Origin of the sequence: Pseudohaliea rubra DSM 19751 (assembly GCF_000764025.1) — a bacterium.
In the GTDB taxonomy this organism is placed as follows: domain Bacteria; phylum Pseudomonadota; class Gammaproteobacteria; order Pseudomonadales; family Halieaceae; genus Pseudohaliea; species Pseudohaliea rubra.
In genome coordinates this window covers 108,085-124,171 of the sequence record NZ_KN234750.1, presented here as the reverse complement: position 1 = coordinate 124,171, position 16,087 = coordinate 108,085, and the positions used below count along the sequence as shown (strand labels likewise).

Sequence of the window (16,087 nt, the reverse complement as noted above, 5' to 3'; positions counted from 1 at the left end):
GCTCAGAGCCGCTCGAAGTCCGCGTGCTCGGAGAAGCGCAACCGGCCGCCGCCGTCAAGATCGCAGCTCACGGTGCGCCGATTGATGCGGCGCACCGTGCCGGTATAGTCCCGGTCACGGCCGCGCAGGCGCACCCGGTCGCCCACGGCGAGCGCGGCATAGGCCTGCTGCCGCGCACTGCGTCGGGCCTGCTCTTCATCGCCGGGCTCACGGAAACCGAGGGGCAGCCCCGTGGCCCCCGCCCGCTCCGCCAGCCGCCGGTACAAGCGCTCGCCGTCGCCCGCCTCGTGCAGTTCACCGAGCGTGCGGTAGAAAGCGGTGTTGTGCACACTACCGGCCCGGCGCTCGCCGCGGACCGCCTGCAGCAGGTGGGCAAACTCGTGCAGCGCCGTGTGCGCGAGCGTGTGCGCCGGCGACACGCTGCCCCCGAACCAGCCGAAGCGCGACAGTTCCCGGCTCGTGGCCCAGACTCGCGAGTGCTCCGGGTCGTACTTGTCCTGCACCATGCGCCGGCCGTAGGTGATTTCCAGCCGGCCGTCCGGGTAATGGCGCAGACAGGTCTGCCGGCCGCTGCCGACGCGGGCGCGGTAGCGGTGCCAGGGCGCCTCGCGGGCAAGGCTAGCAGCGCGCGGGGCATAGAGGAGCTCGTCGGTCAGCTCGCAGAGCAGCTCCGCCAGGGCGCCGGCCTCAGCCAGGGGCAGGCTCACGGCGCGGAGGCCTCGAGCAGGAAGGTGACCGGGCCGTCGTTGACCAGGCTTACCTGCATGTCGGCACCGAACTCCCCCGCCGCCACCGGCGCGTGCTGCGCGCGCAGCCAGGCGAGGCAGTCGCCGTAGAGCGCCTCGGCCTCCGCCGGCGGCAGCGCCGAGGAGAAGCTCGGCCGCAGGCCGCGATCCGTGTCGGCCGAGAGGGTGAATTGGGACACCAGCAGCACGCCGCCGCCGCTGTCGACCACGCTGCGGTTCATGCGGCCGGCATCATCGGCAAAGACCCGGTAGCGCAGGACCCGGGACAGGAGCCGCTCGGCCACCGCCAGGCCATCGCCCCGGTCGAGGCCGAGAAACACCAGAAGGCCCGGCCCGATGCGGCCCGTTTCGCGGCCATCGACGGTCACGGCCGCCTCGGTCACCCGCTGCAGCAGGGCCTTCATGGGCCAAGGACCCCGCTCACAGGATCTTGCCGGGGTTGAGGATGCCCCGCGGGTCCAGCGTCTCCTTCAGGCGCCGCATGAGCGCCAGCTCGGCAGGGGAGCGCGACAGCGCGAGCCAGGGTTTCTTCTCGAGGCCGATCCCGTGCTCCGCGGAGACGGACCCGCCCACCGCCTCGAGCGGCTCGTAGACCGCCTGCTCCACCTTCGGCCGCAACCGTTCATGGTCTTCCGGCGCCACCTGCACGATCACGTGCAGGTTGCCGTCGCCGAGGTGACCGAAGATGAACAGCCGGTGCTCGCCGATGGCCGCCTGCAGGGCGCCGGGCAGCCCCTGCGTGTAGGCCTCCATGGCACTCACGGGCAGGGAGACATCGAAGATCACCGCCGCACCGCCGTGCATCGTCTGTTCGACATCATCACGCAGGGCCCAGAAGGCCTGGCAGTCGCCCTCCGACTGCGCCACCGCCGCGTCGGCGATGAGCCCGGCCTCAAAGGCCCCCTCGAGCGCGTGCTGGAAGCGGGCCTCGTCCAGCTCCCGCTCCGCGCCCTGGCTCTCGAGGAGCACGTAGTAGGGGTAGTCCTGCGCCACCGGCGGCCGTCCCTTTGCGGGCGGCGAGGTCACCAGCCAGTAGAAGTCCTGCCACAGTGCCTCGAAGGCCGACAGGGAGCCGCCGAGGCCGTGATCCATGTGCTTGAGGAGGGCCACCACCTTGTCGAACTCGTCGACCGCCACCAGGGCCATGGAGCGCGTTGCCGGTTTCTCCCGGAGGCGCAGCACCAGGCGGGTGATCACCCCCAGCGTGCCCTCGGAGCCGATGAACAGCTGCTTGAGGTCATAGCCCGTGTTGTTCTTGATCAGGTGGTTCATGGAGGAAACCACGGTGCCGTCAGCCAGCACGGCCTCGAGGCCCAGCACCATGTCGCGCATCATCCCGTAGCGGATCACCCGGTTGCCGCCGGCGTTGGTGGCAGCGTTTCCGCCGAGAGTGGCGGTACCCCGGGCGCCGAGGTCCAGCGGGAAAAGCAGCCCTTCTTCGTCCACCGCCTCCTCCAGCGCCTGCAGCGTCACCCCCGCCTGCATCGTGGCCGTGCGCTGCCGCGGGTCGATGGCCTCGATGGCGCGCATGCGCTCCAGAGAGAGGATCAACTGCTCCGGCGACGCATCGGCGCCGTGCACCAGCCCCGTGAGCCCGCCCTGCGCGACCACCCCCACGCCATGCTCGTTGCACCAGGCCAGCACCCGGGCCACCTCCTCGGTGCTCCGCGGCCGGACCAGGGCCCAGGCCTCGAGGTGGTCCGCGCGCCAGATACCCGCGGAGCGCTGCGCCAACTCTGCCGCCGGGAGAAAACCGCCCGCATCCACCAGGTCGCGGAGTTGTTCGAGCTGCGCCATGCCAGGTCCATCCATTGAATCAACGGAGCAAAAACTAGCAGATTGTGCGCAAGTGAGCAGTCACTACGCGTTTCCGCGGGAACGTTTTTGGTCACCTTTGCTGGGCTTCGAAGGTGCGAGTAGCGTGAAAGGTGGCGTGGCTGAATCTGCCTTCCAGTAGTCATAGCCTCCGCGGGCGATAGTTGCTAGCGTTTCTGCGAGCCACAGTCAGTGAGCCGCCGTGAGTTAACCACTGCAGACAAGCAGGACTGATTGCATTGATTGCATTGCTGTCAACGCTTAAAATGGTACCCAGGGACAGGAGGCCCGCATGGCAAGCATCACGATCCGCAACCTCGAAGACAGCCTGAAGCGCCGGCTGCGCATCCGCGCGGCAGAGCACGGGCGCTCCATGGAAGAAGAAGCGCGGGAAATTCTCCGGCGGGCCGTCGGCAACGCCCCGGCACCGGGAAATCTCGGTGCTGTCATCCATCGTCGCTTCGCGGCCCTCGGCGGCGTCGACCTGGACCTGCCGCTGCGCGAGCCGATGCCCGAACCTCCACACTTCGATTGAGGCCCCGGGCCGGTGATCCTGATCGATACCAACGTCATTTCTGATTTGATGCGCCCCGACCCCGCCCCCGCGGTGCTGGCCTGGTTCGGGGCCCATAAGGCCTCGGCGCTTTACCTGAGTGCCGTCGGCGAGGGCGAGCTGCGCCGGGGCGCGGTCATCCTGCCGCCGGGCAGGCGGCGTCGACAATTGCTCGATGCCATCGACGCCATGATCGCGGAGGACTTCGCGGGCCGCGTCGTGCCTTTCGACAGTGCGGCCGCTGCTGCCTTTGCTGAGGTGTTTGCGGCTCGGCAAAAGGCAGGCCGGCCGATCAGTTTCCCGGACTGTCAGATCGCCGCGACGGCCCGGGCGCACGGCGCCGCGCTGGCGACCCGCAACGTCACCAACTTCGAGGGCTGCGGCATCCCGGTCATCGACCCCTGGCAAGCGACGGAAGGCGCCTGACCCGTGCAGTCCGTCCCCACCGCCCGCGACACCCTGCAGGCCGTCTTCGGCTACGACAGCTTCCGCCCGCCGCAGGAGACTATCGTCGACACGCTGCTGGCCGGTGGCGATGCGCTGGTCATCATGCCCACGGGCGGCGGCAAGTCGCTCTGCTACCAGCTGCCGGCGCTGGTGCGCTCCGGCTGCGGCGTCGTGGTCTCACCGCTCATCGCTCTCATGCAGGACCAGGTGGACAGCCTGCGCGAGCTCGGCGTGCGCGCCGCCTACCTGAACTCCAGCCTCGACCCGGCTAGCGCCGCGGCGGTGGAGCGCGCCCTGCGCGCCGGCGAGCTGGACCTGCTCTATGTCGCCCCGGAGCGGCTCCTGCAGCCGCGGACCCAGGCCCTCCTCGACGAGGCGTCCATCGCCCTCTTCGCCATCGACGAGGCGCACTGCGTGTCCCAGTGGGGGCACGACTTCCGCGCCGACTACCTCGAGCTCAGTATCCTCGCAGAGCGCTTCCCGGGCGTGCCGCGCATTGCCCTCACCGCCACCGCCGATGCGCGCACCCGGGCGGAGATCGCCCGCCGCCTCAGCCTTGAGGAAGCGCGGCAGTTCATTGCCAGCTTCGATCGGCCCAACATCCGCTACCGCATGGCTCTGAAGGACAACCCGCGGCAGCAGCTGCTGCGCTTTTTGCGCGACGAGCACCCGCGGGACGCGGGCATCGTCTACTGCCTGTCCCGGCGCAAGGTCGACGAGACGGCGCGCTGGCTGCGCCAGCAGGGTTTCGAGGCCCTGCCCTACCACGCCGGCCTCGATAGCGCCGAGCGCGCCGCGAACCAGGCCCGCTTCCTGCGCGAGGAGGGGCTGGTGATGGTCGCCACCATCGCCTTCGGCATGGGCATCGACAAGCCGGACGTGCGCTTCGTGGCGCACCTGGATCTGCCGAAGACCGTGGAGGCCTACTACCAGGAAACCGGTCGCGCCGGCCGTGACGGGCTGCCGGCCGACGCCTGGCTGGTCTACGGTCTGCAGGACGTGATGAAGCTCAGGCAGATGATGGACAGCTCCCAGGGCAGCGAAGAGCACAAGCGCGCCGAGCAGCAGCGCCTGAACGCCATGCTTGGCCTCTGCGAACTCACCAGTTGCCGCCGCCAGGCGCTGCTCGCCTACTTCGGCGAGGAGCTGGCCGAGCCCTGCGGCAACTGCGACACCTGCCTGGAGCCCGTGGACACCTGGGACGGCACCGAGGCAGCGCGCATGGCCCTGTCGGCCGTCTACCGCACCGGCCAGCGCTTCGGCGTCGGCCATCTGGTGGACGTGCTCCGGGGGGTGGACAGCGACAAGGTGCGGCAGTTCGCCCACGACAACCTGCCTACCTTCGGCGTCGGTAACGCCCTGGATGTGAACCAGTGGCGCAGCGTCTTCCGCCAGCTCGTCGCCCGGGCCTACCTGGCCGTGGACCTGGAGCGCTACGGCGCCCTGCGCCTGCGCGAAAAAGCGCGGCCGCTCCTCAAGGGCGAGGAGGCCCTGCCCCTGCGCCGGGACAGCCGGCCCGCGGGCGGAGCGGCCCGGCGCCGGACGGAAAAAGCATCACTCCCCGATGCCGACCTCGACCCCGCGCTCTGGGAGTCCCTGCGCAGCTGCCGCATGGAGCTGGCCCGGGAACAGGGCGTGCCCCCCTACGTCATTTTCCACGACCGCACGCTGCAGGCGCTCTGCCTCGAACGGCCGCAAGACCTTGAGGCCTTCGGGGCGATCAGCGGCGTGGGCGAGCGCAAGCGGGAGAAATACGGGCCGGCCTTTCTGGCCGTGATCCTGGAGCATCGCGAGCAGGGCACGACCGACTGACTCCGCAGGGGACCGCAGTCGTCGCCTATCGGATCATCAGTGCCTGGCTGCGATAAGCCAACGCCGCAAGGGCTGCCAGCAGCACAAAAAGCGCGCCTGGGGGCCAGACGGCAACCGGGTGAGGCGGCACGAGCCGGGGCGGCGACACCGTGACCAGCACTCTGTCGGGAGCTGATTGCAGTCCCGGGAGGTCTGTCACCACCAGCTCGAAAACGAGCGTCCGCGGATCATCGGTGACCAGAAGCTCCGGCGCAGTAAAACCCGGCGCTGCGGAAGTCACATCACCCAGGCTGACCACCGGACCGGAAAGCTGCCGCCACTGGTAGCTGATGCTGTCGCCCGGATCAGGGTCGCGAGAGCCGGAGCCATCCAGAGTCACCGTTGCCTCCGACACAACCGCCTGATCCGGCCCCGCATCGGCCGTGGGTGGAGTGTCGCCCGGCGGACTGACGGTGATCGTTACCTGGTCCGGCACCGAACTCTCACCCTGGGAGTCCGTCACCACCAGCTCGAAAACGAGCGTTATCGGCTCATCAGTCACCAGGCGCTCCGGCGCAGTGAAAGACGGCGCTGCCGCAGTCACATCACTCAGGCTGACCACCGGACCGGAAAGCTGCCGCCACTGGTAGCTGATGCTGTCGCCCGGATCAGGGTCACGGGAGCCGGAGCCATCCAGGGTCACCGTTGCCTCCGACACAACCGCCTGGTCCCGCCCCGCATCGGCCGTGGGTGGAGTGTCGTCGGGGGGACTGACGCTCACTGTGATGGTGTCGGCGTTGGATGCCTGCCCCAGCTCGTCGGTGACCACCAGTTCAAAAACCAGTGCCTCGTCTGCACTGCCCACGGTGACCAGAGGAGCAACAAAAGCCGGGGTCGCCGAGGTCGGATCAGTCAACGAAACGCTGCTGCCCGATAGCTGTGTCCAGGCGTAGGTAATCAGGAGGCCGTTAACGCCGGAGGAAGATCCTGTACCATCGAGCACGACCGATTGCCGGGAGGCCACAGCCTGATCCGCCCCGGCATCGCTTGTCGGGGCCGGGAAGTCGGGATTCACGCCTACCGCATCAATGTCAGCGCCGTTATTCGTGCCTGACATATCAGTGAGACGCACGAAAGCGAAGGTATCACCAGTATTAACATCCGGGCTGGCGTCGATATCCACACTGCTGGGCTGGCCGCTGACTTCGCCGATAGTTATCCACGCGGATCCATCCTGAGAAATTTCGACGCGAAACGCCTCGACGGCGCTGCCGATTTCAAAAATGTGAAGATCAGGCGTTGTAGTTCCCCCTGCGACGAGCACAGCCGTTCCCTCAAACTCCAGCGTCAAGACGCCTCCCTGCCCGAGAGAAACATAACCGCCACAGGACACACTCGACCGGTCCGGGGGCCCAAGCGCGTTTTCCGGCGTCTGGCAGAGCGAAGTACCCGAAGGGAAGTCACCGCGAGTGTAGCTGACCACCACATCCGCGAAGGACGCCTCACCATCCGCAAAGGTGATACCGGAATACGTCGTTTGGGCCGTGGCAGGCTGCGCGGTAGCAAACAGGGGACTGAACAATGCGGTCCAGAGGCAAGGGCCGCAGGCATTGAAAGTTAGACGCATGAGTTCCGGCGGCACTCGCCCCTCTGCAAGAGATTTCAGGTCGGAGGGGAAAAGCCGCCCGCAGACCGGGAAAAGTATGCCCGACGATATCCTTGTAAAAAGCAGGAAATGGCAATGCCAGCGCAGCTATGCCGCACCACCCTGGGGAAAAACCTCCAACGGCCTGCCCGATGGCGGTTCACGGAACCCCGGGGCGATAAACAGGCGCGAGCCGTCAGCGCAGCGCGTCGCCAGCGCGGTGTCGTGCCCAATCCAGAATTTCGATCTCCGCCAGCCCTGTGGGACGCTCCTCGAAGAACATCACCGCACGCAGGCCGTCGGAATAGTAAGGGTCAGGCGACAAGTTGTAGTGCGTGTCCTCCAGCGTCGAGGCTTGAGCCCCCCTTACCCAGGCGATCCTCGCCAGGGCCTGTGAATAGGCGAGGTCGGCAACGAGTCCGTCCCGGGTCTCGTCGATGTCCGGATCAATGGCATGGGTGGTGATCGTGCGCGCCGAGAAGCGGACCCCGACATCCCGGCTGATCTGGCCGACATAAACCTGCCGGCCGCGAAAATCGAAGGGGGCACGCCAAAGGCGCATGTGGTTGCGCAGGCTGATGGACTGCCGCGCCTTCTGCAGGCCGATGTCCTGGGACCGCCCGAACACGTAGAGGGGACTGATCGGCGAGTACAGGTAGCGGCTGCCGAAGAGGAAGGAGAACGCGGTCTTCATGGCCGACTTCGAGTAGGTCACCTCGGTCTGGTGCCAGTCGCGACGCACCAGGGCGGCGAAGATGTGCGACCGGTCTCCCACCATCACGATATTCAGGGGGTCGCCGTTAGCGTCGCCTTCCCGGTCGGTCGTACAGCAAGGAAGCGCGGCCAGCCGCGCCCGCAGCTGCGACTCCGTCTCAAGGTTAGCGATCTCCGGGTAGAGATTAGCCAGATCCACCTGGCTCACATCGGTCACCAGCCCGGGAACCGGCACTACAAGGGTGAACGACTTGACCTGATGGTCGGCAAGGAGGTCGACCTGAATAGCCTTCGCGCCCTCGTTGACGTTGCTGAAAACGAAGCCCGAGACCGTCTCGCCAGGCCCCACCGGCCCGTGAAAGGCCTCACGGTAGAAGAACCAGTCCATGGCACGACGCGTCTCGGCGTCTCCCGCATGGCGCTGGTAGGCGACTTCCAGCGGTGAGAAGTAATGCGGGTCGATGCCGGGCTGCAGCAGTACCCAGGAGGCCGCACCGCGGTTCTGCACCTCGATCCACACCGGCTGGATGCGATCCGCATAGAGCGAGGTGCCGAAAACGGCCTCTGCCTCCTCCCGGCTCGGTACACCCGTCCGCACCGTGAGGTCACCGTCGGTCGCCGTAGCCAGCCGCTCCATGAAGGCGGACTGTGCCGCAGGCATGGGCGTTTTCCACGCTGGCGTGACGCAGGCCGTCAGCAACAGCGCGCTGCACAGCAGCGCCAGCCTCCCGGGACGCAGGCGCCTCGCAGCTGTCAGGACGCAGAGTCCAAAGACGGGGCGACGTTCGCGCGAGGCGCGATCAGTACTGTTTTTCGAAGAACAGCGTGAAGATCGCGTCCATGGCCCGCTACCTTCGGCACCGGCCGGCCTTCGCTCGTGGCTGGGAAGCGATGTCGCCATTGACCAACCCCGTACCGGCAACATCAGGATTCCTTCGAGTTTAATGCGTCCGCAGCGCTAGGCCCTCAAGCCAGTACGAGCACCAGGAACAGCGCCAGGCCCGCGCCAAAGGAGATCGTCGTGTTGCGCACGAGCCGCGGCGCGGTGAGCCCGAGCCAGAGGCCGCTCAGGATGATGAAGACCATGCCCAGGGCGAACACCTTCTGGAAGGTCTTGAAGACCGTCGGGCCGTGGCCCTTGTGCAGCTCGATCATGCGCGCCTGCAAATCCGGCTCGCGGCGGATGATATCCACGGCCGGGCCCGTCGCGTCGACGAGGTAGTGGGTGCGGGAGGTCGGCCGCGTGTAGGCTCGCTTGCCGCTCTGGCGCACGTAATCGAAGTCGAAATCCTCCACCCCGGCATCCGCAAGCAGCGCCTGCATGTCGGCCTTGCTCAGGGCATCGAGCGGCCCGCGCCCGGCCTTCGGCAAGGAGGTGACCACCGTCTCGGCCACTTCCCCCTTTACGCCGACGAGGTACAGCCCGCCGCTGATAGCCACGAGGAGCACCGCAGCGGCAAAGAAGGACGAAGGGTACAGGTGGATAGTGATGAAAAGGCGACGGTTCATGGCGATATCTCCGAAAAGCGCACCGCCATCATAGCCGATGGCGGTGCGGCATCAATCCAGCCTTTGCCGGGCGGGCCCCGGCAGGGCACCGTCGGCAGCGCCGGCGGGCCCCGGCCCCGTAGCCCCGGCCTCCGGGGCCAGCTTCGAGGCCAGCACCCGGTAGGCCGCCGGCACGATGAACAGGGACAGGAACGACCCGACCAGCATGCCGCCGATCACCGCCAGGCCCAGGGGAATACGGCTCTGGGCGCCGGCGCCGAGGGCCAGGGCGATGGGCAGGGTGCCCAGGACCGTGGACAGGGTTGTCATGAGGATGGGGCGGAAGCGGGCCGCCGCCGCATCCTCGACGGCTTCCGCGATGGACAGGCCCGCGGCGCGACGCTGATTGGCAAACTCGACAATCAGGATGCCATTCTTGGTAACCAGACCGATGAGCATGATCAGACCGATCTGCGAGAAGATACTCAGCGTCTGACCGAAGTACCAGAGCGTGAGCAACCCACCGGTGAGCGCCATGGGCACCGTCAGCATAATCGCCAGTGGGTCGCGGAAGCTCTCGAACTGCGCGGCCAGCACCAGGTAGATGAGCAGCAGGGCAAAGGCAAATACGAACAGCAGGCTGCTACCCGTATCGGCGAATTCCTTGGACTGCCCATCGAGGTCGGTACTGTAACTCTCATCAAGGACCTCATCGGCAACGGCGCGCATGGCGTCGATGCCGTCACCCAGCGTATAGCCCTCGGAGAGGTTGGCGGAAAAGGTCGCCGCCGTGAAGCGGTTGAAGCGGAACAGCACCGGCGCCGAGCTCTGCTCCCGGCGCGTGACCAGGTTGTCCACCGGGAGCAGGTCGCCATCGGCGCTGCGCACCAGCAGCCGTGACAGGTCACCGGGGTCGTTGCGCGCTCCGCGGAGGAGCTGACCGATGATCTCGTATTGCTCGCCGTCCTTGAGGAAGTAGCCATAGCGCTGGCCAGAGAGCGACGCCTGCACCACATCGGCAATCTCCCGGGTGCTTACGCCGAAGGCTTCGGCGCGATCCCGGTCGATATCCAGCACCAGCTCCGGCTGGCTGAACTTGAGGTCCACCTGCACAAAGCTGAACTCCGGGCGGGCCTGGGCCCGCTCCAGAAAGGTCGGGATGATCTCGCGCACCTTGTCGCGGTCCGAGTTCTGCACCACGAACTGCACCGGCAGGCCGCGGCTGCTGCCGGCGCTGATGGTGGCGGGCTGGCGGACAAAGCCACGCACTTCCGGCAACCCGGCCAACGCGGCCGCCACCTTCGGCGCGATTTCCTGCTGTGACAATTCCCGCTCCTCCGGGGGCGTCAGCACGACCCGGGAGAAACCGGTATTGGTGGTCGTAGAGGCGCCGAAGCCCGGAGAGGTCACGGTAATGATCGCGTCCAGCGCATCCTCGGGAACCGCCTCGCGCACAGCCGCCTCGAGCCGGTCCATACCGTCGAACATATAATCGAAGCCGGCGCCCTCGGGGCCGTCGGCGAGGACTACCAGCATGCCCCGGTCCTCCAGCGGCGCCAGCTCCTCCGGCAGCGTGCGGTAGAGCAGCACGATCAGCGCAAAGGAAATGAGCAGAATCAGCGGCGCCAGCCAGCGCCGGGCGAGGAAGGCGCGCAGCCAGCCCCGGTAGCCCTCGGCCAGGCCGTTGAAGAGCGGCTCCGTCGCCCGATAAAAGGCGGGATGGCGCGTCCGGTTCTTGAGGAAGCGGCTGCAGAGCATGGGCGCCAGCGTCAGCGCCACAAAGGAGGAAATCACCACCGCCGCCGCCAGGGTGATGCCGAACTCGCGGAACAGCACGCCGGTGAGGCCCCCGAGGAACACCAGCGGCGCAAACACGGCCACCAGTGCCAGGGTGGTGGCGATAACGGCAAAAAAGATCTCCTGCACGCCGGCGGCGGCCGCCTGCCGCGGCGGCTGCCCGCGCTCCACCCGCTTGTAGATGTTTTCCACCACTACGATGGCATCGTCGACCACCAGGCCAATGGCAAGCACCAGGCCGAGCAGCGTGAGCACATTGATGGAGAAACCGGCGAGGTAAAGCACGAAGAAAGTGCCGGTCAGGGCAATGGGAATGGTGATCACCGGGATTACGGTGGTGCGCCACTCGCGCAGGAACAGGAAAATGGTCAGACAGACGAGCGCAAGGGCCATGACCAGAGTCTGTAGCACTTCCTGGATGCTGGCGCGGATGAAGCGGCTGGTGTCGAAGCCAATCGCAACCTCGACGTCTTCCGGCAGGTCCCGCTTGATCACCTCAAGGCGCCGGTAGAACTCGTCGGCGATGGCGATCTCGTTGGCGCCGCTCTGCGGTCGCAGAGCCACACCGACCATGGTGACGCCGTCGCGGCGCAGCACCGTGCGCTCGTTGAGGGGTGCCAGCTCGGCGTAACCGACGTCGCGCAAGCGCACCACCCGGTCCCCCTCGCGCTTGATGACCCGGCTGTTGAACTGCTCCGGGTCTTCGCCCAGGCGGCTCAGGGTACGGATGTTGAGGTCAATGCTGTTGCCCTCGATACGTCCCGTGGGCAGTTCCACGTTGGCCGCCTGGAAAGCTTCACGTACATCGATGGCGGTAAGACCATGGGCTGCCAGCGCATCCGGGTCCAGCCACAGGCGCATGGCGTATTCCTTGTCGCCCCAGATATCCACCTGGCCGACGCCGGGGATGGTCTCGAAACGGGTCTTGAACAGGTTGTCCGCCATGGCGGACAGCTCAAGGAGGCTGCGCTGGTTGCTGCGCACGTTCAGGAAGATGATCGGATCACCGTCGGCGTCGGCCTTGGAGACCGTGGGCGCCTCGGCATCGTCGGGGAGCTGGCGCACAGCCGCCGCGACCCGGTCGCGGACGTCATTGGCGGCCCGGTCGAGGTCGTCACCGAGGGCAAATTCCACGGAGACGGTACTGCGCCCCTCGCGGCTGGTGCCCTTCAGGGTGCGGATACCGGAGACAGAGTTGATCTCTTCCTCGAGGCGCTCGGTGATCTGGTTCTCGATTACCGTCGCATTGGCGCCCGGATAGCTGGACTGCACGGAAACCAGGGGCCGTTCAGCGAGGGGGAACTCCCGGACGGGCAGCTCGCGAAGGCCAATGAGCCCGAACACCACGATGACCGTGGACATGACAATCGCCAGCACCGGCCGGCGGATAGACAGCTCATGAAGGCGCATCAGCTGACGTCCGGGATCTTGCGGACGTTGACGGTCTGGCCGTCGCGGACCCCCTGGATGCCGGCGGTGATGACCTCATCGCCGGGCTCGAGGCCCTGGAGAATTTCCACCTGCGCCGCGCTGCGGCCACCGGTCTTCACCTCGCGGCGCACCGCGACCCCGTTCTCGACGGTGAACACGCTGATGGCCTCGAGGCTCTGGAGCACGGCGATGCTCGGCACCAGGAGCGCTTCGGGGTTGCGCGACACCAGCTGCACGCGGGCATAGTTCCCGGGCAGGAGCTTGCGCTCGGGGTTGGCAACGTCAGCACGCACGGTCACCGTGCGCGTAGCGAGATCCACCCGGGGGCTGACCGCCCGCACCCGGGCACTGAAAGGTGCGTCATAGCCGGCAACGCGCAGGCTGACCGGCGTGCCCGGGTTCAGCAGCGCGCGATAGCGCTCGGGAACGCTGAAATCGACCTTGAGATCGGCTACGGTCTGCAGGGTCGTGATCAGCGTATCGGCCTCGATCAGGTCCCCGGGGCTCACTGCCCGCAGACCCAGGGTGCCCGCAAAGGGTGCGTTGATCCGCGTCTTCTTGAGCCGCACCGCAAGGCGCCGCGCCTCGGCGCGAAACACCTCCCGCTGGCTGACCGCATCGTCGCGCTCGCTGGCCGTTACCGAACCTCGCTCGAACAGGCTCTGCAGCCGCTCCGCGTTGGTCTCGGCGAGGGAAAGCTGTTCCCGCACGGACTCAAGCTCGGCCACCAGCTCCCCGGACTCAATAGTCACAATCAGATCGCCGGCCTCGACCAGCTGGCCATCGGTGAAGGCGATGCGCTCGATCTTGCCGCGCAGCTCACTCTTGAGATCGATGGCCTTGTCCGCCACGAGGGTACCGTTGAAGGTCAGCGTACTCTCAAAAGGCTGGGGCGCGAGGCGCACGGTGCGCACCGCCGGCGCGGGTTTCGATGCCCCCGGTGCGGCCGCCTCCTCGGTAAGCAGGGGTGCCACCTTGGGCCAGGCGATGACGCCGACGACGGTAAGGGCGACTAGTCCAGCGACGATTTTTTTCATGATCTCCTGTGCAATGCGCATCCATAGGCGCACGCTTCCACCTGTCGGCCGCAAGGCGTCGGGAATACCAGAGACCACAGCAAGCCATGCGGGTTCACTCGCTGTGGACGATAAGTTTTTTAGAATGCACCCATGATACCGCGTTTTGCGGCGTCGGCGTCAGGGCCTTCAAGCCCCGGAGCGATCGGCGTAGGGGTCCGGACCACCGGCGGCAATCCAGGCATCCAGCGCATCCTCCAGCACCGACAGCGGCACCGAGCGCAGCCGCAGGATCTCGTCGTGGAAATAGCGCTGATCAAAGTCCGCGCCGAGCACCTGCTCCGCCTCAGTGCGCTTCTCCCGGATGAGCAGCTCACCCAGCTTGTAGGCCAGGGCCTGCGCGGGCCAGGAGATGTAGCGGTCCACTTCCGTGGTCACCTCGTGCGTCGACAGCGCCGTGTGCCGGGCGAGGTAGTCGAGGGCCTGCTCGCGGCTCCAGCCGAAGTAGTGCACCCCGGTGTCGATGACCAGGCGACAGGCGCGCCACATCTCATAGGACAGGCGGCCGAAGTCCTCGTAGGGGGTGCGGTAGATGCCGAATTCCTTGCCCAGCCACTCCGTGTAGAGCCCCCAGCCCTCGCCGTAGCCGGAGAAGTAGTTGCGCGCGCGGAACTCCGGGACACTCCCGGGGGCCTCCAGCGCGATAGCCGCCTGCAGGGCGTGGCCCGGCGCGCACTCGTGGAGCGTGAGGGCAGGGATGTTGTAAAGCGGCCGCGAGGGGAGGTCATAGGTATTCATAAGGCAGGCCTCGAGCCCGCCGCGTCCGCCGGTATAGAACGGCGCGATGGCGTCGGGCACGGGGCGGATCGTGAAACGGCGCCGCGGCAGGAAGCCCAGCACCTCATCGAGATGACCATCCATGCGTTTGGCCACGTAGGCCGAGACGCCGAGCAGCTCTTCGGGGCTGTCGGCAACAAACTGCGGATCGGTGCGGAGGAAGGCGATGAAGGCGTCCAGGTCACCTTCGAAGCCGGCGTCGTCCTTGACCGCGAGCATTTCGGCACGGATGCGCGCCACTTCGGCAAGGCCCGTCTCGTGAATGGTCTTCGGATCCAGGTCCAGGGTCGTAAAGCGGCGGATCTGAGCCCGGTAGAACGCTTCGCCGTCCGGCAGATCGCGGGCCGCGAGGCTGCGCCGCGCACCCGGCAGGTACTCCTCGCGCAGGAATGCCAGCAAAGCGCCGTAGGCGGGCACCACGGCCTCATCGATGGCGATCAGCGCCTCGTCCCGGAGTGCCTCCCGGGTCGCGTCGTCAAGGTGCCCCGGCAGGCCTTCGAGGGGCTCCCAGAAGGGATTGGCGCGCCCCCTGGCAAGGTAGGGCAGGATGGATTGCTCGCGCCCTTTCAGGGTCACCGCCGGCGGCGTATAACCACGGGCCAGGCCGGCGCGCATGTTGGCCTGCTGCTGGGCAAAATAACGGGGTAGATCCCGCAGCCGCGCGAGGTAGCGCCGATAGGCGGACTCATCGTCAAACCCGCTGCCGCGTGGGTGCAACCCGCCCCAGAAGAAAGTGTCGGAGTTGAGCGGCGCCTCGTAGCTGCGAAAGCGGGCGTTGCTGACGAGGGCCGAGATGATCTCCTCAAAGACCGCGGCGTTAACCTGCTCATCTTCACTCAACGCATCGCGCGGAATCGTCGCCAGTTCAGCCAGGGCCTGCTCCCAATAGGCAAGTCGGCGCGCCTGGGCCCCGGGGCTGACATCCGGCCAGACCGGACCGCGCTCCCAGTCGCCGTCCTCGCGGCGACGGTAGCCCTCCTCGCCCTGACGCCAGGCGAACTCGCGCTCATAGAGCGCACGCAGCCGCTCATTGGCGGAAGCGTCCCCGGTCCCGGTGTTTGTCGCGCAGCCGGCGACGGTGAGCAACAGGCCTAAAAACAGGACCCTGACCATATGATGACCCCGGTAATGGCATCTGCCGGACCTTAACCGATGATCACGGCAGGTACCAGCGGCCCGGTGCAGCCACCTTCTTCGCAGGCCCGGAGGCATGGCGCGTTACGTTAGGTAACACAAAATAGGGTCATATCAGGCCAATGGCGGGCCTTTGGCCTGAAATAACCCTAAAATCCGCCAATCGGCCCAATCCATGGGCACACTGCAGGTGTACCTTAAGGTAACACTTCGCAGCCCGCGAGGTGACGCAAGGCTGGAGATGATGATCATGAAGCTCGCAAAACCCCTGCTGTTCAGCGCCGCACTGGCCCTTGCCGCCCAGGCGCAGGCCGAGTGCCCCCAGGCCATGCCGGCAACGCAACCGAGCATTCCCGATGGCACGACCGCCAACGAGGGCACTATGCTCTCTGCCCAGGCGGCCGTGAACGAATACATTGCCGAAGGCGATGCTTTCCTCGCCTGCCGGGAACTGCACCCGATGCTGCACAACCGCCTGCGCTCGAAGCTGATCCAGGTCGCCGCGGCCTACAATCGCGAACTGGACAGCTACCTCGATCGCTCTGAGCTGGTCGCCGGACGCTGAGGCCCGAACAAACGAACCGCGACAGCCAACCCGGCTCGCCGGGCTGCAATACTCACTGAACCGGGGTCGACGAGCCAGCACTGGCAACGGCGCCCCGGCACCCCCCCC

General features: G+C 66.9%; 13 protein-coding genes. 4 read left to right on the top strand and 9 right to left on the bottom strand.

Annotated features, from left to right (window positions below):
• Nucleotides 1-2 precede the first annotated feature (2 nt).
• The 3 genes from HRUBRA_RS14605 to HRUBRA_RS04075 are packed head-to-tail and all read right to left on the bottom strand — an operon-like array spanning nt 3 to nt 2,543.
• The gene (locus HRUBRA_RS14605) at nt 3-707 is read right to left on the bottom strand and encodes a hypothetical protein (RefSeq protein ID WP_052094359.1); all 705 of its coding nucleotides are present in this window, start codon (nt 705-707) and stop codon (nt 3-5) included.
• Nucleotides 704-1,150: a D-aminoacyl-tRNA deacylase gene (gene dtd, locus HRUBRA_RS04080; protein WP_035514730.1), complete on the bottom strand. Its 447-nt coding sequence runs from the start codon at nt 1,148-1,150 to the stop codon at nt 704-706. Before dtd ends, HRUBRA_RS14605 begins: the two co-directional genes overlap by 4 nt.
• Before the next feature lie 16 nt (nt 1,151-1,166).
• Entirely contained in the window at nt 1,167-2,543 is a 1,377-nt protein-coding gene (locus tag HRUBRA_RS04075; protein ID WP_035514729.1) for an FAD-binding oxidoreductase, read from the bottom strand.
• Nucleotides 2,544-2,853: 310 nt separating this feature from the next.
• Between HRUBRA_RS04075 and HRUBRA_RS04070 the strand changes: the two genes are divergently transcribed.
• The 3 genes from HRUBRA_RS04070 to recQ are packed head-to-tail and all read left to right on the top strand — an operon-like array spanning nt 2,854 to nt 5,373.
• Complete coding sequence (locus tag HRUBRA_RS04070; RefSeq protein WP_035514728.1) at nt 2,854-3,096, top strand: FitA-like ribbon-helix-helix domain-containing protein; 243 nt, start codon at nt 2,854-2,856, stop codon at nt 3,094-3,096.
• A 12-nt stretch (nt 3,097-3,108) separates the two neighbouring features.
• Nucleotides 3,109-3,540, top strand: a complete 432-nt coding sequence (locus HRUBRA_RS04065) for a type II toxin-antitoxin system VapC family toxin (protein ID WP_035514727.1) — start codon at nt 3,109-3,111, stop codon at nt 3,538-3,540.
• Nucleotides 3,541-3,543: 3 nt separating this feature from the next.
• The gene (gene recQ, locus HRUBRA_RS04060) at nt 3,544-5,373 is read left to right on the top strand and encodes a DNA helicase RecQ (RefSeq protein ID WP_052094358.1); all 1,830 of its coding nucleotides are present in this window, start codon (nt 3,544-3,546) and stop codon (nt 5,371-5,373) included.
• Between the two features lie 25 nt (nt 5,374-5,398).
• Here recQ and HRUBRA_RS14600 read toward each other — a convergent pair whose 3' ends face one another.
• The 6 genes from HRUBRA_RS14600 to HRUBRA_RS04030 all read right to left on the bottom strand — a co-directional run bounded on the left by HRUBRA_RS14600 (nt 5,399) and on the right by HRUBRA_RS04030 (nt 15,393).
• Nucleotides 5,399-6,703, bottom strand: a complete 1,305-nt coding sequence (locus HRUBRA_RS14600; protein ID WP_052094357.1) for a PKD domain-containing protein — start codon at nt 6,701-6,703, stop codon at nt 5,399-5,401.
• Nucleotides 6,704-7,193: 490 nt separating this feature from the next.
• The gene (locus HRUBRA_RS04050) at nt 7,194-8,372 is read right to left on the bottom strand and encodes an LssY C-terminal domain-containing protein (protein ID WP_052094356.1); all 1,179 of its coding nucleotides are present in this window, start codon (nt 8,370-8,372) and stop codon (nt 7,194-7,196) included.
• Between the two features lie 305 nt (nt 8,373-8,677).
• Entirely contained in the window at nt 8,678-9,220 is a 543-nt protein-coding gene (locus HRUBRA_RS04045) for a PepSY domain-containing protein (RefSeq protein ID WP_035514726.1), read from the bottom strand.
• A 51-nt stretch (nt 9,221-9,271) separates the two neighbouring features.
• Nucleotides 9,272-12,406, bottom strand: coding sequence for an efflux RND transporter permease subunit (locus HRUBRA_RS04040; RefSeq protein WP_084592435.1), 3,135 nt, complete (start codon nt 12,404-12,406; stop codon nt 9,272-9,274).
• Nucleotides 12,406-13,464, bottom strand: coding sequence for an efflux RND transporter periplasmic adaptor subunit (locus tag HRUBRA_RS04035; RefSeq protein ID WP_161787595.1), 1,059 nt, complete (start codon nt 13,462-13,464; stop codon nt 12,406-12,408). Before HRUBRA_RS04035 ends, HRUBRA_RS04040 begins: the two co-directional genes overlap by 1 nt.
• Before the next feature lie 168 nt (nt 13,465-13,632).
• Complete coding sequence (locus tag HRUBRA_RS04030) at nt 13,633-15,393, bottom strand: DUF885 domain-containing protein (protein WP_035514725.1); 1,761 nt, start codon at nt 15,391-15,393, stop codon at nt 13,633-13,635.
• 271 nt (nt 15,394-15,664) lie between these two features.
• On the opposite strand from HRUBRA_RS04030, the gene HRUBRA_RS04025 reads away from it, so the two are divergent.
• Complete coding sequence (locus tag HRUBRA_RS04025; RefSeq protein WP_144244375.1) at nt 15,665-15,979, top strand: hypothetical protein; 315 nt, start codon at nt 15,665-15,667, stop codon at nt 15,977-15,979.
• The last annotated feature ends 108 nt before the right edge of the window (nt 15,980-16,087 follow it).

Bases quoted from the DNA above. Each gene is read 5' to 3' on its own strand.
- HRUBRA_RS04025 (WP_144244375.1), top strand. From the start codon at position 15,665: ATGAAGCTCGCAAAACCCCTGCTGTTCAGCGCCGCACTGGCCCTTGCC.
- HRUBRA_RS04050 (WP_052094356.1), bottom strand. From the start codon at position 8,372: ATGCCTGCGGCACAGTCCGCCTTCATGGAGCGGCTGGCTACGGCGACC.
- HRUBRA_RS04070 (WP_035514728.1), top strand. From the start codon at position 2,854: ATGGCAAGCATCACGATCCGCAACCTCGAAGACAGCCTGAAGCGCCGG.
- dtd (WP_035514730.1), bottom strand. From the start codon at position 1,150: ATGAAGGCCCTGCTGCAGCGGGTGACCGAGGCGGCCGTGACCGTCGAT.
- HRUBRA_RS04030 (WP_035514725.1), bottom strand. From the start codon at position 15,393: ATGGTCAGGGTCCTGTTTTTAGGCCTGTTGCTCACCGTCGCCGGCTGC.
- HRUBRA_RS04040 (WP_084592435.1), bottom strand. From the start codon at position 12,406: ATGCGCCTTCATGAGCTGTCTATCCGCCGGCCGGTGCTGGCGATTGTC.
- HRUBRA_RS04035 (WP_161787595.1), bottom strand. From the start codon at position 13,464: ATGAAAAAAATCGTCGCTGGACTAGTCGCCCTTACCGTCGTCGGCGTC.
- HRUBRA_RS04045 (WP_035514726.1), bottom strand. From the start codon at position 9,220: ATGAACCGTCGCCTTTTCATCACTATCCACCTGTACCCTTCGTCCTTC.
- HRUBRA_RS04075 (WP_035514729.1), bottom strand. From the start codon at position 2,543: ATGGCGCAGCTCGAACAACTCCGCGACCTGGTGGATGCGGGCGGTTTT.